The 16264-nt window shown below is 66.9% G+C and carries 12 protein-coding genes; 6 read left to right on the top strand and 6 right to left on the bottom strand.

Annotation, left to right across the window (positions count from 1 at the left end; translation table 11 throughout):
• Window positions 1-51 precede the first annotated feature (51 nt).
• Both KAQ61_RS10195 and KAQ61_RS10190 read right to left on the bottom strand, forming a co-directional pair.
• Window positions 52-1491: a sensor histidine kinase gene (locus KAQ61_RS10195; RefSeq protein ID WP_210929101.1), complete on the bottom strand. Its 1440-nt coding sequence runs from the start codon at window positions 1489-1491 to the stop codon at window positions 52-54.
• Window positions 1488-2186 (bottom strand): response regulator transcription factor, encoded by a 699-nt coding sequence (locus tag KAQ61_RS10190; protein ID WP_210929100.1) that lies wholly within the window; start codon window positions 2184-2186, stop codon window positions 1488-1490. The genes KAQ61_RS10195 and KAQ61_RS10190 overlap by 4 nt, the downstream gene beginning before the upstream one ends.
• A gap of 176 nt (window positions 2187-2362) precedes the next feature.
• Here KAQ61_RS10190 and KAQ61_RS10185 point away from each other — a divergent pair, with 176 nt between their 5' ends.
• From KAQ61_RS10185 to KAQ61_RS10175, 3 genes are all read left to right on the top strand, one after another.
• Window positions 2363-3322, top strand: coding sequence for a Bug family tripartite tricarboxylate transporter substrate binding protein (locus KAQ61_RS10185; protein ID WP_045267962.1), 960 nt, complete (start codon window positions 2363-2365; stop codon window positions 3320-3322).
• A gap of 107 nt (window positions 3323-3429) precedes the next feature.
• The gene (locus tag KAQ61_RS10180; protein WP_042416107.1) at window positions 3430-3984 is read left to right on the top strand and encodes a tripartite tricarboxylate transporter TctB family protein; all 555 of its coding nucleotides are present in this window, start codon (window positions 3430-3432) and stop codon (window positions 3982-3984) included.
• Entirely contained in the window at window positions 3984-5507 is a 1524-nt protein-coding gene (locus tag KAQ61_RS10175; RefSeq protein ID WP_042416104.1) for a tripartite tricarboxylate transporter permease, read from the top strand. The genes KAQ61_RS10180 and KAQ61_RS10175 overlap by 1 nt, the downstream gene beginning before the upstream one ends.
• 113 nt (window positions 5508-5620) lie before the next feature.
• Here the strand turns inward: KAQ61_RS10175 and nth are convergent, their stop codons facing one another.
• Entirely contained in the window at window positions 5621-6271 is a 651-nt protein-coding gene (nth, locus tag KAQ61_RS10170; RefSeq protein ID WP_154163357.1) for an endonuclease III, read from the bottom strand.
• A 180-nt stretch (window positions 6272-6451) separates the two neighbouring features.
• Here nth and KAQ61_RS10165 point away from each other — a divergent pair, with 180 nt between their 5' ends.
• Window positions 6452-7648 carry an aminotransferase-like domain-containing protein gene (locus KAQ61_RS10165; protein ID WP_210929099.1) on the top strand — a complete coding sequence of 399 codons (1197 nt, stop codon included), beginning with the start codon at window positions 6452-6454 and terminating at the stop codon, window positions 7646-7648.
• On the top strand, window positions 7645-7872 hold the full coding sequence (locus KAQ61_RS10160; RefSeq protein ID WP_210929098.1) for a SlyX family protein: 228 nt from the start codon (window positions 7645-7647) through the stop codon (window positions 7870-7872). Before KAQ61_RS10165 ends, KAQ61_RS10160 begins: the two co-directional genes overlap by 4 nt.
• A 175-nt stretch (window positions 7873-8047) precedes the next feature.
• Here the strand turns inward: KAQ61_RS10160 and KAQ61_RS10155 are convergent, their stop codons facing one another.
• Together KAQ61_RS10155 and map are read right to left on the bottom strand one after the other, a co-directional pair.
• A complete protein-coding gene (locus KAQ61_RS10155) occupies window positions 8048-10639 on the bottom strand; it encodes a [protein-PII] uridylyltransferase (protein ID WP_210929097.1) in 2592 nt (863 codons plus the stop codon).
• Window positions 10640-10808: 169 nt separating this feature from the next.
• Entirely contained in the window at window positions 10809-11624 is an 816-nt protein-coding gene (map, locus tag KAQ61_RS10150; RefSeq protein ID WP_210929096.1) for a type I methionyl aminopeptidase, read from the bottom strand.
• 241 nt (window positions 11625-11865) lie between these two features.
• Between map and purL the strand changes: the two genes are divergently transcribed.
• Complete coding sequence (gene purL, locus KAQ61_RS10145) at window positions 11866-15876, top strand: phosphoribosylformylglycinamidine synthase (protein ID WP_210929095.1); 4011 nt, start codon at window positions 11866-11868, stop codon at window positions 15874-15876.
• Between the two features lie 121 nt (window positions 15877-15997).
• Here purL and KAQ61_RS10140 read toward each other — a convergent pair whose 3' ends face one another.
• On the bottom strand, window positions 15998-16234 hold the full coding sequence (locus KAQ61_RS10140) for a hypothetical protein (protein ID WP_210929094.1): 237 nt from the start codon (window positions 16232-16234) through the stop codon (window positions 15998-16000).
• Window positions 16235-16264: the final 30 nt, after the last annotated feature.

The following is a 16264-nucleotide window of genomic DNA, read 5'->3' as shown; positions in this document are numbered from 1 at the left end:
GGGGGATAACCGCTCAGGGGTCGAGGTTATTGCGGGCACGGGCGGCTGCCCTCAGGCGCCCTCGGCCGGGGCCATGGGCAGGCAGGCCATGGCCTCCAGGCCCAGGATGCGCGCGCCCTGCTGGCGGTTGTGCAGCTCCAGGCGGCCGTGCAGCGCCTGGACGATTTCCAGGCAGATGGCCAACCCCAGGCCGGAGCCGTTGCGCGTGTCCCCGGCCGAGAACGGCTGGTACAGGCGCTGCAGCAGCTCTTCGGACAGGCCCGGGCCCTGGTCGATGATGTGCAGGCAGGCGTGCTGCCTGTCGGCCTGCGGGGTCAGCGTGACCAGCAGGGCGCTGCCCGGTGGCGCGTGACGGATGGCGTTGTGCAGCAGGTTGCGCACCAGCTCGCGCAGCATCCATTCGTGCGCGGACAGCGGCACGGGCGTGTCGGCGCGCAGCTCGAAGTCCAGCATCTTGTCGGCGATCAGCGGGGCCAGGTCCAACGCCACCTCGCGCACGATGGCGTCCCAGCCGGTGGCGGTGGCGGCCTGCGGCTGCTGGCGCAGCTGTTCCACCTTGGCCAGCGACAGCATCTGGTTGGCCAGCTGCGTGGCGCGGTCCACGGTGGCCTCGATTTCCTGCAAGGCCGTGGCGGGCGGCATGTCGCCCTGGCGGGCCGACTGCACCTGCACCTTCAGCACCGCCAGCGGGGTGCGCAGCTGGTGCGAGGCATCGCGCACGAAGCGCTTTTGGTGGCTGAGCAGTTCGCGCAGGCGCTCAATGGCGCGGTTCATGCCGTCGATCCAGGGCTGCAGCTCGCGCGGCACGGCGTCGCGCTGCAGGGGCTGGAAGTCATGGTGCGGCCGCTGGCCGATGGCGTGGCCGACCTCGCGCACGGCGCGCGTGACGCGCTGCACGACGATCATGATGGTCAGCACCAGCAGGCCCAGGAGCACTGCGTTCTGCCACAGGGTCTCGGTCAGCAGGTTCCAGGCCAGGTTGTGGCGCAGCTGCAGGGTTTCGGCCACCTGGATCACGGCCATGCTGCGGCCCGTGGCGCTGGACACGGGTTGCAGCAGCACGGCGATGCGCACCGGCTGGTCGCGGTAGCTGCTGTCGTAGAAGTCCACCAGGGCCGCGTAGGGGGGCTGGGCCGGGATGATGCCGCGCCAGAAGGGCAGGTCGTCAAAGCCGGAGATCAGCTGCCCATCCAGGCTGGACACGCGGTAGTACAGGCGCGTGTGGGTGTCGGCCTCGAAGGCCTCCAGCGCCGAGTAGGGCACCAGGGCGTGGATGCGGGCGTGCTCGTCGTAGCCGTCCACGTCCAGCTGCTCGCCGATGGTCTTGGCCGAGGCCAGCAGCGTGCGGTCGTAGGCCGTGTGCAGCGCCTGCAGCGAGGCACGGTAGGACCACAGCATGTTCAGCGCGATGCAGGCAATCACCGGCAGCAAGATGCCCACCAGCAACTGGCTGCGCAAGGACCAGATGCCGCGGTGCTGGGGCTCGCTCATGCCGCGGCCCCCGAGGGCGTGGGCTTGAGCAGGTAGCCCAGGCCGCGCAGCGTGACCAGGTCCATGCCGGTGCCGGACAGCTTCTTGCGCAGGCGGTAGACCACCACCTCGATGGCCTCGTACTTGACATCGACCTCGCCGGGAAACACCAGCTCGTACAGGCGCTCCTTGGCGATGGCCTGGCCCGGGCGCGCCAGCAGGGCGTGCATCAGCGCGCGCTCGCGCGGCGTGAAGTCCATGGGCAGGCCCAGGTGGTAGATGGCGCCGCTGGCGCGGTCCAGGCGCAGGGTGCCGAAGCTGTCATGGTCGGTTTGGGCGGAGGCACCGCCCGTGCCCTGGGCGCGCCGCTCCAGGGCACGCAGGCGTGCTTCCAGTTCGTCCAGGTCGAAGGGCTTGGCCAGGTAGTCGTCGGCCCCGGCGTTCAGGCCCAGCACGCGGTCGCCCACGGTGCTGCGCGCGGTCAGGATCAGCACCGGCGTGGTGGCGCGCAGCGCGCGCAGGTGCTCCAGCACCTGCAGGCCATCCTGGCCGGGCAGCGTCAGGTCCAGCACCACCACGTCGGGTTGCAGGGCCTGCCACTGCGGGATGGCCTGCAGCCCGTCCGCGCACAGGCTGACATGGATGCCGCGGCGCGCCAGGGCGCGCTGCAGGCTGGTTTGCATGGCGGGATCGTCTTCGACCAAGAGAATGTGCATGGGCGGCACGTTAGCACTGCGGCGACCGGGTTTTGTTGCTGTGCAGCTTGGGGTTTTCACGGCCCCTGCAGGACAGCCATTTGACAGGCAGTCACCGCATCATGCTGCCCAAGCAGTGCAGGTTGCGGCTGGTGCTGCTTTTCCTGACGACGAACCTATAAACAGGAGACAAGATGATGCGACGCGATACTTTCTTGAAGAGCATGGCTGCCCTGGCGGTGGCCGGCACCGTCCCCACCAGCTGGGCCCAGGCTGCGGCCATGAAGATGATGCTGCCCGCCAATCCCGGTGGCGGTTGGGACACCACGGGCCGTGCCCTGGGCAAGGCCCTGCAGGATGCGGGCGTGGCCTCGTCGGTGACCTATGACAACAAGGGTGGCGCGGCCGGTGCCATCGGCCTGGCGCAGTTCGTCAACGGCAGCAAGAACGATGCGAACGCCCTGATGGTGATGGGCGCGGTCATGCTGGGCGGCATCATCACCGGCAAGCCCCCGGTGACCCTCAAGCAGGTGACGCCCCTGGCGCGCCTGACCAGCGAATACAACGTGTTCGTGCTGCCCGCTAATTCGCCGTTCAAGAACATGGGCGAAGTGATCGCCCAGCTCAAGAAAGACCCTGGCAGCGTGAAGTGGGGCGGTGGCTCGCGCGGATCGACCGAGCACATCGCCGCCGCGATGATTGCCAAGGCCGTGGGCGTGGACCCCGCCAAGATCAACTACGTGGCTTTCCGTGGGGGCGGCGAGGCGATCTCGGCCATCCTGGGTGGCAACGTCACCATCGGCGGCAGCGGCTACAGCGAGTTTGCCGAGTACATCGCCAGCGGCAAGATGAAGCCCGTGGGCGTGACCTCGGCCGAGCGCCTGTCCTCCCTGGACGTGCCCACGCTGAAGGAGCAGGGCATTGACGTGGAAATCGGCAACTGGCGCGGTGTCTACGGTGCCCCCGGCATCAGCAAGCAGCAGCGCGACGAGCTGATCGCCAAGCTGGAAAAGGCCACCAAGAGCGCGGCCTGGCAGGAAGCGCTGAAGAAGAACGACTGGACCCCGGCATGGCTGGCCGGCGATGCCTTCGCCACCTTTGTGGACAAGGAGTTCAGCAGCCTGCAAGACACCATGACCCGCGCCGGCATGGTGTAACGCGCGGTCCTGCAGCACGGTGCGTGCGCCGTGCTGCAGAACTTGATAGCTGAAAGCGCTTGCTGCACAAGCGCTAGAGCCTGATTTCTCTCTTAAAGGAGCTCTGCATGTCTGAGAGCTTGAACCCTGTGCCCGCCGAGCCGGCCTGGCACAGTGCAATTCCGTCCGCGCGCTGGCAAGCCGCCGTGGGTGTGGGGGTGGTGCTGGTCGCCGTGGGCATGGGCGTCGGTGCCAGCCAGATTGCCGGCGACGCCGGCTACGGCGGCGTAGGCCCCAGTTTTCTGCCCTGGTTGTGTGCCGCGGTGCTGGCCCTGTGCGGCGTCTGGCTGGTGTGGGAGGCCCTGACTGGGGGTTACCGCAAGGCAGGTGAGCCCGGCGGCAGTGCCAAGGCCGATGTCGGCCCCTTCGTCTGGGTCTCTGCGGGTCTGCTGCTCAATGCCGGACTGATCGAGCACCTGGGCTTCATCATCAGCTGCACGCTGTGCTTCACCCTGGCCGTGCAAGGCCTGCGCCGGGCCCAGGGCCAGACGGGCACCCTGAGCGGCAAGGCCCTGCTCAAGGACGTGCTGGTGGGCTTCACGATTGCGGCCCCGGTGTTCTGGGCATTCACACAGTTCCTGGCCATCAACCTGCCAGGTCTGACGGAAACAGGGTGGCTGTGATGGACATGTTCGACGCACTGATGCAAGGCTTTGCCACGGCGGCCACTCCGATCAATCTGCTGTGGGCGTTGCTGGGCTGCGCCCTGGGCACGGCCGTGGGCGTGCTGCCGGGCATCGGCCCTGCCGTGGCTGTGGCCATGCTGCTGCCGATCACGGCCAAGGTGGAAATCACCGCCTCCATGATCTTCTTCTCGGGCATCTACTACGGTGCCATGTACGGGGGCTCGACCACCTCCATCCTGCTGAACACGCCGGGGGAAACCGCCAGCATGGTCACGGCCATGGAGGGCAACAAGATGGCCAAGAGTGGCCGCGCCGGCGCGGCGTTGGCCACGGCGGCCATCGGCTCCTTCGTGGCGGGCACGGTGGCCACCGTGGTGGTGACGCTGTTCGCGCCCACTGTGGCGGACTTTGCCGTGCGCCTGGGCCCGCCCGAGTACTTCATGCTGATGGTGCTGGCCTTCACCACCGTGAGCGCGGTGCTGGGGCAAAGCAGCCTGCGCGGCATGACGGCCTTGTTCGTCGGCCTGGCCCTGGGTTGCGTGGGCATGGACCAGATCACCGGTTCGGCCCGTTACACCGGCGGCAAGATGGAACTGATGGACGGCGTGGACATCGTGCTGGTGGCCGTGGGCCTGTTCGCCGTGGCCGAGGTGCTGTACGCGGCCCTGTACGAAGGCAAGGTCGACCAGTCGCAGAACAAGGTGACGCGCGTGCACATGACGCGCCGTGACTGGAAGCGTTCCGTGCCGGCCTGGCTGCGCGGCACCATCATCGGCACGCCGTTTGGCTGCATTCCCGCCGGCGGCACGGAAATCCCGACCTTCCTGAGCTATGCCACCGAGAAGAAGCTGGCCAAGGGCGAGGACAAGGCCGAGTTCGGCGGCAAGGGCGCCATCGAAGGCGTGGCCGGCCCCGAGGCGGCCAACAACGCCACGGTGACGGCGGCGCTGATTCCGCTGCTGACGCTGGGCATTCCTACCAGCAACACCACGGCCGTGCTGCTGGGCGCGTTCCAGAACTACGGCATCAACCCCGGGCCCCAGCTGTTCAGCAGCGCCGGTGCCCTGGTGTGGGCGCTGATCGCCTCGCTGTACATCGGCAACCTGATGCTGCTGGTGCTGAACCTGCCCATGGTGGGCCTGTGGGTGAAGCTGCTGAAGATTCCCCGCCCCCAGCTGTACGCCGGGATCCTGATTTTCGCCACCGTCGGTGCCTATGGCATGCGCCAGAGCACGTTCGATTTGTTCCTGCTGTACGGTATCGGTTTGCTGGGTGTGCTGATGCGCCGCTTCGACTTCCCCACGGCCCCCGTGGTGGTCGGCATGATCCTGGGCCCGCTGGCCGAAGCGCAGATGCGCAACGCCGTGTCGATCGGCGAGGGCAGCTTCTGGATCTTCCTGCAACGCCCCATGTCGCTCACGCTGGTGGTGATCGTGCTGCTGGTGCTGATCGTGCCGCGTGCGCTGCAGTACTGGGCGGCCCGCCGTGCCGTGCAACGCCACGATTTCGCGGCCCACTGAACGGCACGCCGTCGACCCCTCCAAGCCCCGCTGTGCGGGGCTTTTTTCATGGGCTGAACTCGCCACACCGAGCCTGTGGCGGGCAGGGTCGGTAAAGCGCTGCGGGCCCGGGCCTAGGCGCGTCCGGTGGGCGCGGCGGTCTTGGGCTTGAAATCGCAATGCGCCGCGACCAGGCATTCCCAGCACTTGGGCTTGCGCGCCTGGCAGACGTAGCGGCCCAGCAGGATCAGCCAGTGGTGGGAGTCCACGGCAAATTCGTCCGGCACCCGCTTGAGGAGCTGCTTTTCCACCTCCAGCGGGGTCTTGCCGGGGGCCAGCCCGGTGCGGTTGCTGACGCGGAAGATGTGCGTGTCCACCGCCATCGTGGGTTGGCCGAAGGCCACGTTCAGGACCACGTTGGCCGTCTTGCGGCCCACGCCGGGCAGGGCCTCCAGGGCTTCGCGGGTGGCGGGCACCTGGCCGCCATGCTGGTCGACCAGGATGCGGCAGGCGGCCATCAGGTGCTTGGCCTTGCTGCGGTACAGGCCGATGGTCTTGATGTAGCCCTCCAGCCCCTCCAGGCCCAGGTCCAGGATGGCCTGGGGCGTGTTGGCCACGGGAAACAGCTTGCGCGTGGCCTTGTTGACGCCCACGTCCGTGGCCTGGGCCGACAGCAGCACGGCCGCCAGCAGCTCGAAGACGGTGGTGTATTCCAGCTCGGTCTGCGGGCTGGGGTTGGCGTCGCGCAGCAGGGTGAAGAAGGGCACGATCTCGGATTTTTTCATGGCGCTCGGTGGGGATGGCAACTGCGGATTTTGCTTCAAGCGCCGGGCGGCGGTGGCCAGCCATGGCGCGGTGTGGCCTGTGGCAGGCGCGATAATGCAGCGCATAGGCGGCAGGCCGCTGCCTGTCTGGTGCACAGCCCCGGCACCAGGCACTGGATTTTTACCGAGAGGACATGCTCCATGCAGTTTGCACAACGTTTGGACAACGTAGAAACATCCGCGATCCGTGAATTATTCAAGCTGCTGGGCAAGCCCGGAATCATCAGTTTTGCCGGGGGCTTTCCCGACAGCGCCATGTTCGACGTGGCGGGCATCCAGGAGGCCTCCCAGAAGGCCCTGGCCCAGGACGCCGGCCTGGCCCTGCAGTACGGCGCGACCGAAGGCTTCATGCCGCTGCGCGAACAGCTGGCCGCCTTCACCGCGGCCAAGGGCGCCAAGGATGTGTACGCCGACAACCTGGTCGTGACCACGGGCAGCCAGCAGGCGCTGGACCTGCTGGGCAAGTGCATGATCTCGCCCGGCGACAAGGTGATCGTCGAAGGCCCGACCTTCCTGGCCACCATCCAGTGCTTCCGCCTGTACGGCGCTGAAGTGATCAGCGCGCCCATCGACAGCCAGGGCGTGATCGTGGACGAGCTGGAAAAGCTGATCGCCGAGCACCAGCCCAAGCTGGTCTACCTGATCCCCACCTTCGGCAACCCCAGCGGTGCCACGCTGAGCCTGGAGCGCCGCCAGCGCGTGCTGGAGCTGGCCGTGAAGTACCAGACCCTGGTGGTCGAGGACGACCCGTATGGCGACCTGTACTTCGACGCCCCTCCGCCCGCCAGCCTGCTGGCGCTGTCCAGCGAGGTGCCCGGCAGCCGCGACTGGCTGGCGCACTGCGGCTCGCTGTCCAAGGTGCTCAGCCCCGGCCTGCGCATCGGCTGGCTGATCGCACCGCCCGAGCTGCTGGCCAAGGCCGTGATGTGCAAGCAGTTCAGCGACGCCCACACCAGCACCTTTGCCCAGGCCACCGCGGCGCACTACCTGCTGGCCGGCCACATGCCCGCCACGCTGGCCAAGGTGCGCAAGGTCTATGCCCAGCGCGCCCAGACCATGATGGCGGCGCTGCGCAGCGAGCTGGGCGATGCCGTGGCATTCACCGAGCCGCAGGGCGGCCTGTTCCTGTGGGTGCGCCTGACCGGCGCGCACGGTGCGCTGGCCGATGCCAACGTGCTGGCCAAGCAGGCCATCGCGCAAGGCGTGGCCTTTGTGCCGGGCGCCCCGTTCTTCAGCCAGCACCCCGACCTGTCCACCTTCCGCCTGTCGTTCGCGACGGCGGACGAGGACAAGATCCGCGAAGGCGTGGCACGCCTGGCCAAGGCGCTGCGGGCATGAGCGAGCAGCCCACGGCCGAGGCGCTGGAGGCGCGCATCATGGACCTGGAGGTCAAGGCCAGCTACACCGACGATCTGTTGGAGCAGCTGAACATGACCATCTACCGCCAGCAGCAGCAGATCGACGCGCTGATCAACGAGGTGCGGCAGCTGCGCCAGCAGGTGCCGGAAGGCGGGCAGGGCGCGCCGCGCAACCTGCGCGACGAGCTGCCACCGCACTATTGAGCGGTGTGGCGCACGGGCCTGCAGGGGCCTGCAGGGGCCTGGTGCCGGTGGAGCCACTTCCAATAACAAAGCGCCTGGCGCAGGATCTGCAAGGCTTTCAGAGTCAAAACCCTCTAAAATCCTTGTCAGGCCTGCGCCAGGCGCTCTTTTTTTCGGACCGCGTGCGGGCCGTGGCTCACTCCTGCAGCATCTGCACCAGCTGGGTTTCGATCAGCAGCTGCTGGGCATTGCTGTTGAGCCGCGGGCCTTGCACCAGGAAGCTGTCTTCCACGCGCTCGCCCAGGGTGGAGACCTTGGCCAGCTGCACGCTCAGGCCGTGCGCCGCCAGGATGCGCGCCACGGAATACAGCAGGCCGGCGCGGTCGCTGGCCGAGATGTTGAGCAGCCAGTTCTGCGCCTTGTCGTCCGGCGTGAGCGTGACGCGCGGCACCATGGGGAAGCTGCGCACGCGCCGCGACAGGCGGCGCTTGCCGGGTTCGGGCAGCGGCTCCTTGCTGAGGATGGCCTGGGGCAGGCCGTTTTCGATCAGCGTCGTCAGCTCGCGGTAGTGCATCTGCAGCTGCTCGGAGGCGATCTGGAAGGTGTCCAGCGCATAGCCATTGCGCGCCGTGTGGATGCGGGCGTCCACCACCATCAGGCCGGCGTTGTCGAAGTAGCCGCAGATGCGGGCGAACAGGTCGGACTGGTCCGGGGCGTACACCAGCACCTGCACGCCTTCGCCCACCAGGGACTGGCGCGCGCGCACCACGGGCACGGGGCTGCCCACGTGGCGCGACAGCTGGCGCGCATGCCAGGCGATGTCGGCCGGCTCGTGGCGCATGAAGTAGCTCACATCCAGCGTGTCCCACAGCGCCTTGTGCGACTCGTAGGGCTGGGCCGTCAGGGCCAGGGCCACCTGGGCCTCGCGCTTGCGCGCCTCCACCAGGGCGGCGGCATCGGGCGCGCGCCCACCCAGCACGCGCAGCGTGGCGTGGTACAGGTCTTCCAGCAGCTTGCCCTTCCAGGCGTTCCAGACCTTGGGGCTGGTGCCGCGGATGTCGGCCACGGTCAGCAGGTACAGCGCCGTCAGGCGGCGCTCGGTGCCCACGCGCTCTGCAAAGGCGCGGATCACGTCCGGGTCGCTGGTGTCCTGCTTTTGCGCCACGGTGCTCATCTGCAGGTGCTCGCGCACCAGGAATTCGACCAGCTCGGCGTCCTCGGCGGCCATGTTGTGCTGGCGGGCGAAGCGCCGCACCTCGATAGCGCCGATCTCGGAGTGGTCGCCGCCGCGGCCCTTGCCGATGTCGTGGAACAGCGCCGCCAGGTACAGCAGCCAGGGCTTGTCCCAGCCGCTGGCCAGTTGCGAGCACAGCGGGTACTCGTGCACGTGCTCGGCCATGAAGAAGCGCCGCATGTTGCGCAGCACCATCAGCGTGTGCTGGTCCACGGTGTAGACGTGGAACAGGTCGTGCTGCATCTGGCCCACGATGCGGCGGAAGGACCACAGGTAGCGCCCCAGCACCGAGGTGGCGTTCATCAGCCGGAAGGCATGGGTCTGGCCGCGCGGCTCCTGCAGGATCTGCATGAAGGTGTCGCGGTTCACCGGGTCCTGGCGGAAGGTGTTGTCCATCAGGTCGCGCGCGCTGTACAGGGCACGCAGCGTGCGTGCCGACAGGTCGCGCAGGCCGGGCGACTTCTGATAGGTCAGGAAGGTCGCCAGGATGGCCTGCGGGTCCTTCTGGTACAGGTCGTCGCTGGCCACCTCGATCAGCCCGTCCTTGTCGAAGAAGCGGTCGTCGATGCGCTTGAGCTCGGCATTGTTCGGGTACAGGTGCTCCTCGATGTTCAGCAGCAGGATTTGCTGCAGCTGCATCACCGCCTTGGCCGCCCAGTAGTAGCGGCGCATCAGCACCTCGCTGGCACGCACGGGCATGGTCTCACCCACGGGCGTGTGGCTCTGGATGCCGAAGGACTCGGCCACGGCGGTCTGCAAATCGAAGATCAGCCGGTCCTCGTGCCGGCCCGACAGGGCGTGCAGCTTGGCGCGGATCAGGCTCAGCGTGGCCTCATTGCGCTCCAGCTGCGTCGCCTCGAACTCGGTGGCAATCCCGCTGGCCGCCAGCTCGCGCCAGTTGCTGCCCAGGCCGGCGGCCTGCGCCACCCACAGGATGGTGTGCAGGTCGCGCAGGCCGCCGGGCGATTCCTTGCAGTTGGGCTCCAGCGAATAGGGCGTGCCCTCGTGCTTGATGTGGCGCTGGCGCAGCTCCAGCGTCTTGGCGGTGAAGAAGGCCTTGGGGTTGAGCGAGGCGCGGTACTGGCGCTGGAATTCGGCAAACAGTGCCGCATCGCCGTCGATCAGCCTGGCTTCCAGCAGCGAGGTTTGCACGGTCACGTCGTTCTGGGCCTCGGCCACGCATTCGCTGATGGTGCGCACGCTGGAGCCGATTTCCAGGCCCGCATCCCAGCAGGCGCCGATGAAGCGCTCCAGGTCCTCCTTCAGCGGGGCGTGCCCCTCGGTGCTGTGGCCGGGCAGCAGCAACAGCACGTCCACGTCGGAGGCGGGGAACAACTGCTCGCGGCCATAGCCGCCCACGGCCACCAGGGCCACCTCGGCCGGCAGCCCGCTGGCCGCGCGGATGGCACACAGGTGCTGGTCGGTCAGCCGCGAGAGCTTTTGCAGCACGCTGCGGATGCCCCGGGTGCTGCTGGCAGGGGTGCGCAAGGCGTCGGTGAGGGTCGCCTTGTCCTGGCGGTAGGCAGTGCGCAGGGCGCCGAGTTCGATGTTCATGGCAAGAAAGACCTGTCAGGCAAAAACTGGACCACAGGCAAGCAAGAAATATGCAAGGCGTGGCGGCGGCATGGACCTGGAGCCCGAGTGTGCACGATCCCGCCATGAAAAAAGGCAGTCCGCCTGCAGCGGGACTGCCTTGTCACAGGGCGTCAGGGCCGGTGCCGCATCAGGTGCGGATGCCGCTGATGAAGTCGGGCGGCGTGGGCGAGCCCTCGGACCAGGTCAGGATGTCGTAGCCGGTCTGGGTCACGGCCAGCATCAGCTCCCACTGGGCCGACAGGCTGCGGTCCTTGGTGATGATGGTCCAGCCGTCGTTGCCCAGTTCCTTCACCTCGCGCTTGCCCAGGTTCAGCATGGGCTCGATGGTGAAGACCATCCCTTCTTCCAGCACCGTGCCCGTGCCGGGCTTGCCGTAGTGCAGCACCTGGGGTTCTTCGTGGAATTTCTGACCGATGCCGTGGCCACAGTATTCGCGTACCACCGACAGGTTGTGCTTTTCGGCAAAAGTTTGGATGGCGTGGCCAATATCGCCCAAGGTGTTGCCCGGTTTGACTTGCTGGATGCCCAGCCACATGGCTTCAAACGTCAGCCTGTCCAGGCGCTTGCCTGCAATCGTGCCTTCGCCAATCTGGAACATGCGGCTGTTGTCGCCGTACCAGCCGTCTTCGGTGATGACGGTGACGTCCACGTTCACGATGTCGCCTTTTTTCAGCGGTTTGTCGTTCGGGATGCCGTGGCACACCACATGGTTGGGCGAGGTGCACAGGTGGCCGGGGTAGGGCGGGTAGCCCGGGGGCTGGTAGCCGATGGTGGCGGACCGGGTGCCCTGCTGGGCCATGCACTCGGCGCCCAGGCGGTCGATCTCTGCGGTGGTGATGCCGGGCTTGATGTGGGGGGTGATGTAGTCCAGCACTTCCGAAGCCAGTCGGCCTGCAACGCGCATGCGCTCGATGTCTTGCGGGGTTTTGATGGTGATGCTCATGCCATGGATTATTCCATCGGCCGGCTTTCGGTGGCGGCACAGGCCCGCTTGGGGAAGTTGCTAGCAGGGTGTTGGCGATTGTGTGCAAAGCATGTGTCTATTCCCCCTGCTCATATTGCTTTCCATATATAGGGTATTCGACCCGGTAAAATCGCAACTCTCTCAATTCAGCGTCCCTGCCTTGGTGCTTGTCCTCAGGGCGGGGCGCTTTTGACCAGCCTTCACATAAACAGGCCGCCTCGTGACCTTGCATTTGACTCAGTTTGAGGGTGGAAACGCCCTGAGCTCGTTCCGCGCCCAGCAACTCCTGACCGATCTGGTCGCCATCCACCCCAAGATCACGGGCATCAGCGCCCGATTTGTGCACCTGGTTGCCACCGAGGCCGCCCCGACCGCCGAGCAAGCTCAGCGTCTGGCGGCCTTGTTGACGTATGGCGACCCGTATGTCGGCGGCAGCGACGGTGTGGCCCTGGTCGTCACCCCGCGCCTGGGCACCATCTCGCCCTGGGCCTCCAAGGCCACCGACATCGCGCGCAACTGCGGCCTGGAGGTGTTCCGCGTCGAACGCATGACCGAGTACCGCGTGGAGGTGAAGTCCGGCCTGTTGGGCGGCAAGCCCGAGCTGTCGCAAGCGCAGACCGCGCAGATCGCGGCCTTGCTGCACGACCGCATGACCGAATCGGTCTTCGCCACCCGTGCCGAAGCCGAGCAGCTGTTCTCCACCCTGCAGGCCCAGCCCATGGAGTTTGTGGACGTGCTGGGCGGCGGCCGCGCGGCGCTGGAAACCGCGAACAAGCAGTGGGGCCTGGCCCTGGCCGACGACGAGATCGAGTACCTGGTCAACGCTTTCAATGACCTCAAGCGCAATCCCACGGACGTGGAACTGATGATGTTTGCGCAGGCCAACTCCGAGCACTGCCGCCACAAGATCTTCAACGCCAAGTTCACCATCGACGGTGTGGAGCAGGACAAGTCGCTGTTCGGCATGATCCGCAACACCGAAGCCGTCTCGCCCCAGCACACCGTGGTGGCCTACTCCGACAACGCCTCCATCATGGAAGGCCATGTGGTCGAGCGTTTCGTGGCCCAATTCGATGCCAAGGCAGGCACAGTCAGCGCGCCCAGCTATCAAAAGAAGGTCGCGACCAACCATGTGCTGATGAAGGTGGAGACGCACAACCACCCCACGGCCATCTCGCCCTTCCCCGGCGCCTCGACCGGTGCCGGCGGCGAAATCCGTGACGAAGGCGCGACCGGCCGTGGCTCCAAGCCCAAGGCCGGCCTGACCGGCTTCACCGTCTCCAAGCTGTGGGGCAGCGAAGTCGGCAAGCCCGAGCACATTGCCAGCCCGCTGCAGATCATGATCGAAGGCCCCCTGGGTGGCGCGGCGTTCAACAACGAGTTTGGTCGCCCCAACCTGACCGGCTACTTCCGCGAGTACGAGCAGCAGGTCGGCGACATCACCCGTGGCTACCACAAGCCCATCATGATCGCCGGTGGCCTGGGCGTGATCGACGCCGAGCTGACCAAGAAGATCGAATTCCCCGCTGGCACGCTGCTGATCCAACTGGGCGGCCCTGGCATGCGCATCGGCATGGGCGGCGGTGCAGCCAGCTCCATGGCTTCGGGCACGAACGCGGCGGAACTGGACTTCGACTCGGTGCAGCGCGGCAACCCCGAGATCGAGCGCCGTGCGCAAGAAGTCATCAACCACTGCTGGGCGCAGGGCACCGAGAACCCCATCTTGGCCATCCACGACGTGGGCGCCGGCGGTATCTCCAATGCCTTCCCTGAGCTGACCAACGACGCCGGCCGTGGCGCGCGCTTTGACCTGCGCGCCGTCAAGCTGGAAGAGTCGGGCCTGTCGCCCAAGGAAATCTGGTCCAACGAATCGCAAGAGCGCTACGTGCTGGCCATCGCGCCCGAATCGCTGGCGCAGTTCACCGCCTTCTGTGAGCGCGAGCGCTGCCCGTTCGCCGTGATCGGTGTGGCCACCGAAGAGCGCCAGCTGGTGCTGGAAGACACAGCGGTCGAGTCCGGCGACCAGAAGTTCCCCGTGGACATGCCCATGAACGTGCTGCTGGGCAAGCCGCCCAAGATGCACAAGGACGTGACCAGCGTGGAGCGCACGCTGCCCGCGATGGACCTGACCGGCGTGGCGCTGGAGCAGGCCGTGATCGACGTGCTGGCGCACCCCACCGTGGCGTCCAAGCGCTTCCTGATCACCATCGGCGACCGCGCCGTGGGCGGCCTGACCCACCGCGACCAGATGGTCGGCCCCTGGCAGGTGCCCGTGGCCGACGTGGCCGTGACCCTGGCCGACTACCAGGGCTTCAAGGGTGAAGCGATGGCCATGGGCGAGCGCACGCCGCTGGCCGCCATCAACGCCCCGGCCTCGGGCCGCATGGCCGTGGCCGAAGCCATCACCAACATGCTGGCTGCACCGATTGAGTTGCCCAAGGTGAAGATGTCGGCCAACTGGATGGCCGCCTGCGGTGAAGCCGGAGAAGACGCCGCGCTGTACGCCACCGTCAAGGCCGTGGGCATGGAGTTGTGCCCCGCGCTGAACATCTCGATCCCCGTGGGCAAGGACAGCCTGTCCATGCGCACGCAGTGGAACGAGGAGGGTGTGATCAAGAAGGTCACCTCGCCCGTCAGCCTGATCATCACCGGCTTTGCCTCCATCGACGACGTACGCACCACGTTGACCCCGCAGCTGAACGCCGAGGTGGACGACAGCACCCTGGTGCTGATCGACCTGGGCCGCGGCAAGATGCGCATGGGCGGCTCCATCATTGCCCAGGTGCTAAACCAGTCGGGCAACGAGACGCCCGACCTGGACGACGCCAAGGACCTGATCGCCCTGGTCGATGCGGTGAATGCACTGCGCGCCAAGGGCCTGATCCTGGCCTACCACGACAAGGGCGACGGCGGCTTGCTGGCCACCGTGGCCGAGATGGCCTTTGCCGGCCATGTGGGCGTGGCGCTGAACGTGGACATGCTGATCACCGAAGGCGACGGCATCAGCGACAGCCGCATGGACAGCGGCGAGGGCAAGAACTGGGGCAAGCAGGTGGCTGGCCGCCGCGAGGACCTGACGCTGCGCGCGCTGTTCAACGAAGAGCTGGGCGTGGTGCTGCAGATCCGCACCGCCGACCGCGCCGAAGTCATGCACGTTCTGCGTGAGCACGGCCTGATCCAGTGCAGCCACACCATCGGCAAGACCCGCCCCGCATCGTCCCCCGTGGACGCCGGCAAGGGCGAGCTGCAAGTGTGGCGCGACGCGAACAAGGTGTTTGGCGCGACATTGAGCGACCTGCACCAGGTCTGGGACGCCGTGAGCTGGAAGATCTGCCAGCAGCGCGACAACCCCGTGTGTGCCGACAGCGAACACGCCGCCGCCGGTGAGCCCACCGACCCCGGCATGCACGTGCACCTGACGTTCGACCCCCAGGACAACGTGGCGGCGCCCTTCATCAACGTGGCCGCCAAGCCCCGCGTGGCCGTGCTGCGCGAGCAGGGCGTGAACTCGCACGTGGAAATGGCCTACGCCTTCACCGAGGCCGGTTTTGACGCCTTCGACGTGCACATGAGCGACTTGCAGGCCGGCCGCGCAGAGTTGAAGAACTTTGCTGGTGTGGTCGCCTGTGGCGGTTTCAGCTACGGCGACACCCTGGGTGCGGGCATTGGCTGGGCGCGTTCCATCACCTTCAACGACCGCCTGTCCGAGCAGTTCCAGACCTTCTTTGGCCGTCAGGACACCTTCGGTCTTGGCGTGTGCAACGGCTGCCAGATGTTTGCCGAGCTGGCCGACATCATCCCCGGCGCACAGGACTGGCCACGCTTCACGCAGAACCAGAGCAACCGCTTCGAGGCGCGCCTGTCCATGGTGGAAGTGCTGGAGTCGCCCTCCATCTTCCTGCAGGGCATGGCCGGTTCGCGCCTGCCGATTGCCGTGGCGCACGGCGAGGGCTATGCCAACTTCCAGTTCCGTGGGAATGCAGACCAAGTCGTGAAGGCCATGCGCTATGTGGACAACCACGGCCAGCCGACCGAGCAGTATCCGTTCAATCCCAACGGCTCGGCCGGTGGCCTGACGGCAGTGACCACGGCCGATGGCCGCTTCACGGCCATGATGCCCCACCCCGAGCGCGTGTTCCGCAACGTGCAGATGAGCTGGACCTCGGGCGACAAGTCCGCCTTCAGCCCCTGGATGCGCGTCTGGCGCAACGCCCGCAAGTGGTTGGGTTGATGGCCACCGCAAGCTGCTAGGCAGCTTGCGCGCTTGGCACACGAGGCTCTGCGCAGGCAGGGCCTTTTTTTATGGACACTGAATCAAAAAGAGAGCGTGCTGCGCTGGTCATTCAAGCACTTCAAGCCTGAATGGCGTTGAACAGCAGATTGGGGCAGCGCAAGCTGCTCTCTTTTTTAAATTGCAACCTGGGCAACACCGGACCCAGCCAGCGCAGCAGGGCCAGCATGCCTGCCAATACATTGGTGGGTGGACTGCCGGCGGCGCAGCACGGGGTGACGACCTGGTGCAGGCCCAGCCATGTCCACGGCGGCGATGCGGTGGCGCAGGCCCGGCGCCCCTCTATGATGGCGGCCACAGCGCAGGCGCAGTCTTCGTGCCCGCGGGT

It is taken from the genome of Comamonas aquatica (assembly GCF_018064205.1).
Taxonomy (GTDB): Bacteria; Pseudomonadota; Gammaproteobacteria; order Burkholderiales; family Burkholderiaceae_C; genus Comamonas; species Comamonas aquatica.
This window is presented reverse-complemented; position numbering and strand designations above follow the sequence as displayed.

Bases quoted from the DNA above. Each gene is read 5' to 3' on its own strand.
- KAQ61_RS10195 (WP_210929101.1), bottom strand. From the start codon at position 1,491: ATGAGCGAGCCCCAGCACCGCGGCATCTGGTCCTTGCGCAGCCAGTTG.
- KAQ61_RS10160 (WP_210929098.1), top strand. From the start codon at position 7,645: ATGAGCGAGCAGCCCACGGCCGAGGCGCTGGAGGCGCGCATCATGGAC.
- nth (WP_154163357.1), bottom strand. From the start codon at position 6,271: ATGAAAAAATCCGAGATCGTGCCCTTCTTCACCCTGCTGCGCGACGCC.
- KAQ61_RS10175 (WP_042416104.1), top strand. From the start codon at position 3,984: ATGGACATGTTCGACGCACTGATGCAAGGCTTTGCCACGGCGGCCACT.
- KAQ61_RS10180 (WP_042416107.1), top strand. From the start codon at position 3,430: ATGTCTGAGAGCTTGAACCCTGTGCCCGCCGAGCCGGCCTGGCACAGT.
- KAQ61_RS10155 (WP_210929097.1), bottom strand. From the start codon at position 10,639: ATGAACATCGAACTCGGCGCCCTGCGCACTGCCTACCGCCAGGACAAG.
- KAQ61_RS10185 (WP_045267962.1), top strand. From the start codon at position 2,363: ATGCGACGCGATACTTTCTTGAAGAGCATGGCTGCCCTGGCGGTGGCC.
- map (WP_210929096.1), bottom strand. From the start codon at position 11,624: ATGAGCATCACCATCAAAACCCCGCAAGACATCGAGCGCATGCGCGTT.
- KAQ61_RS10165 (WP_210929099.1), top strand. From the start codon at position 6,452: ATGCAGTTTGCACAACGTTTGGACAACGTAGAAACATCCGCGATCCGT.
- KAQ61_RS10190 (WP_210929100.1), bottom strand. From the start codon at position 2,186: ATGCACATTCTCTTGGTCGAAGACGATCCCGCCATGCAAACCAGCCTG.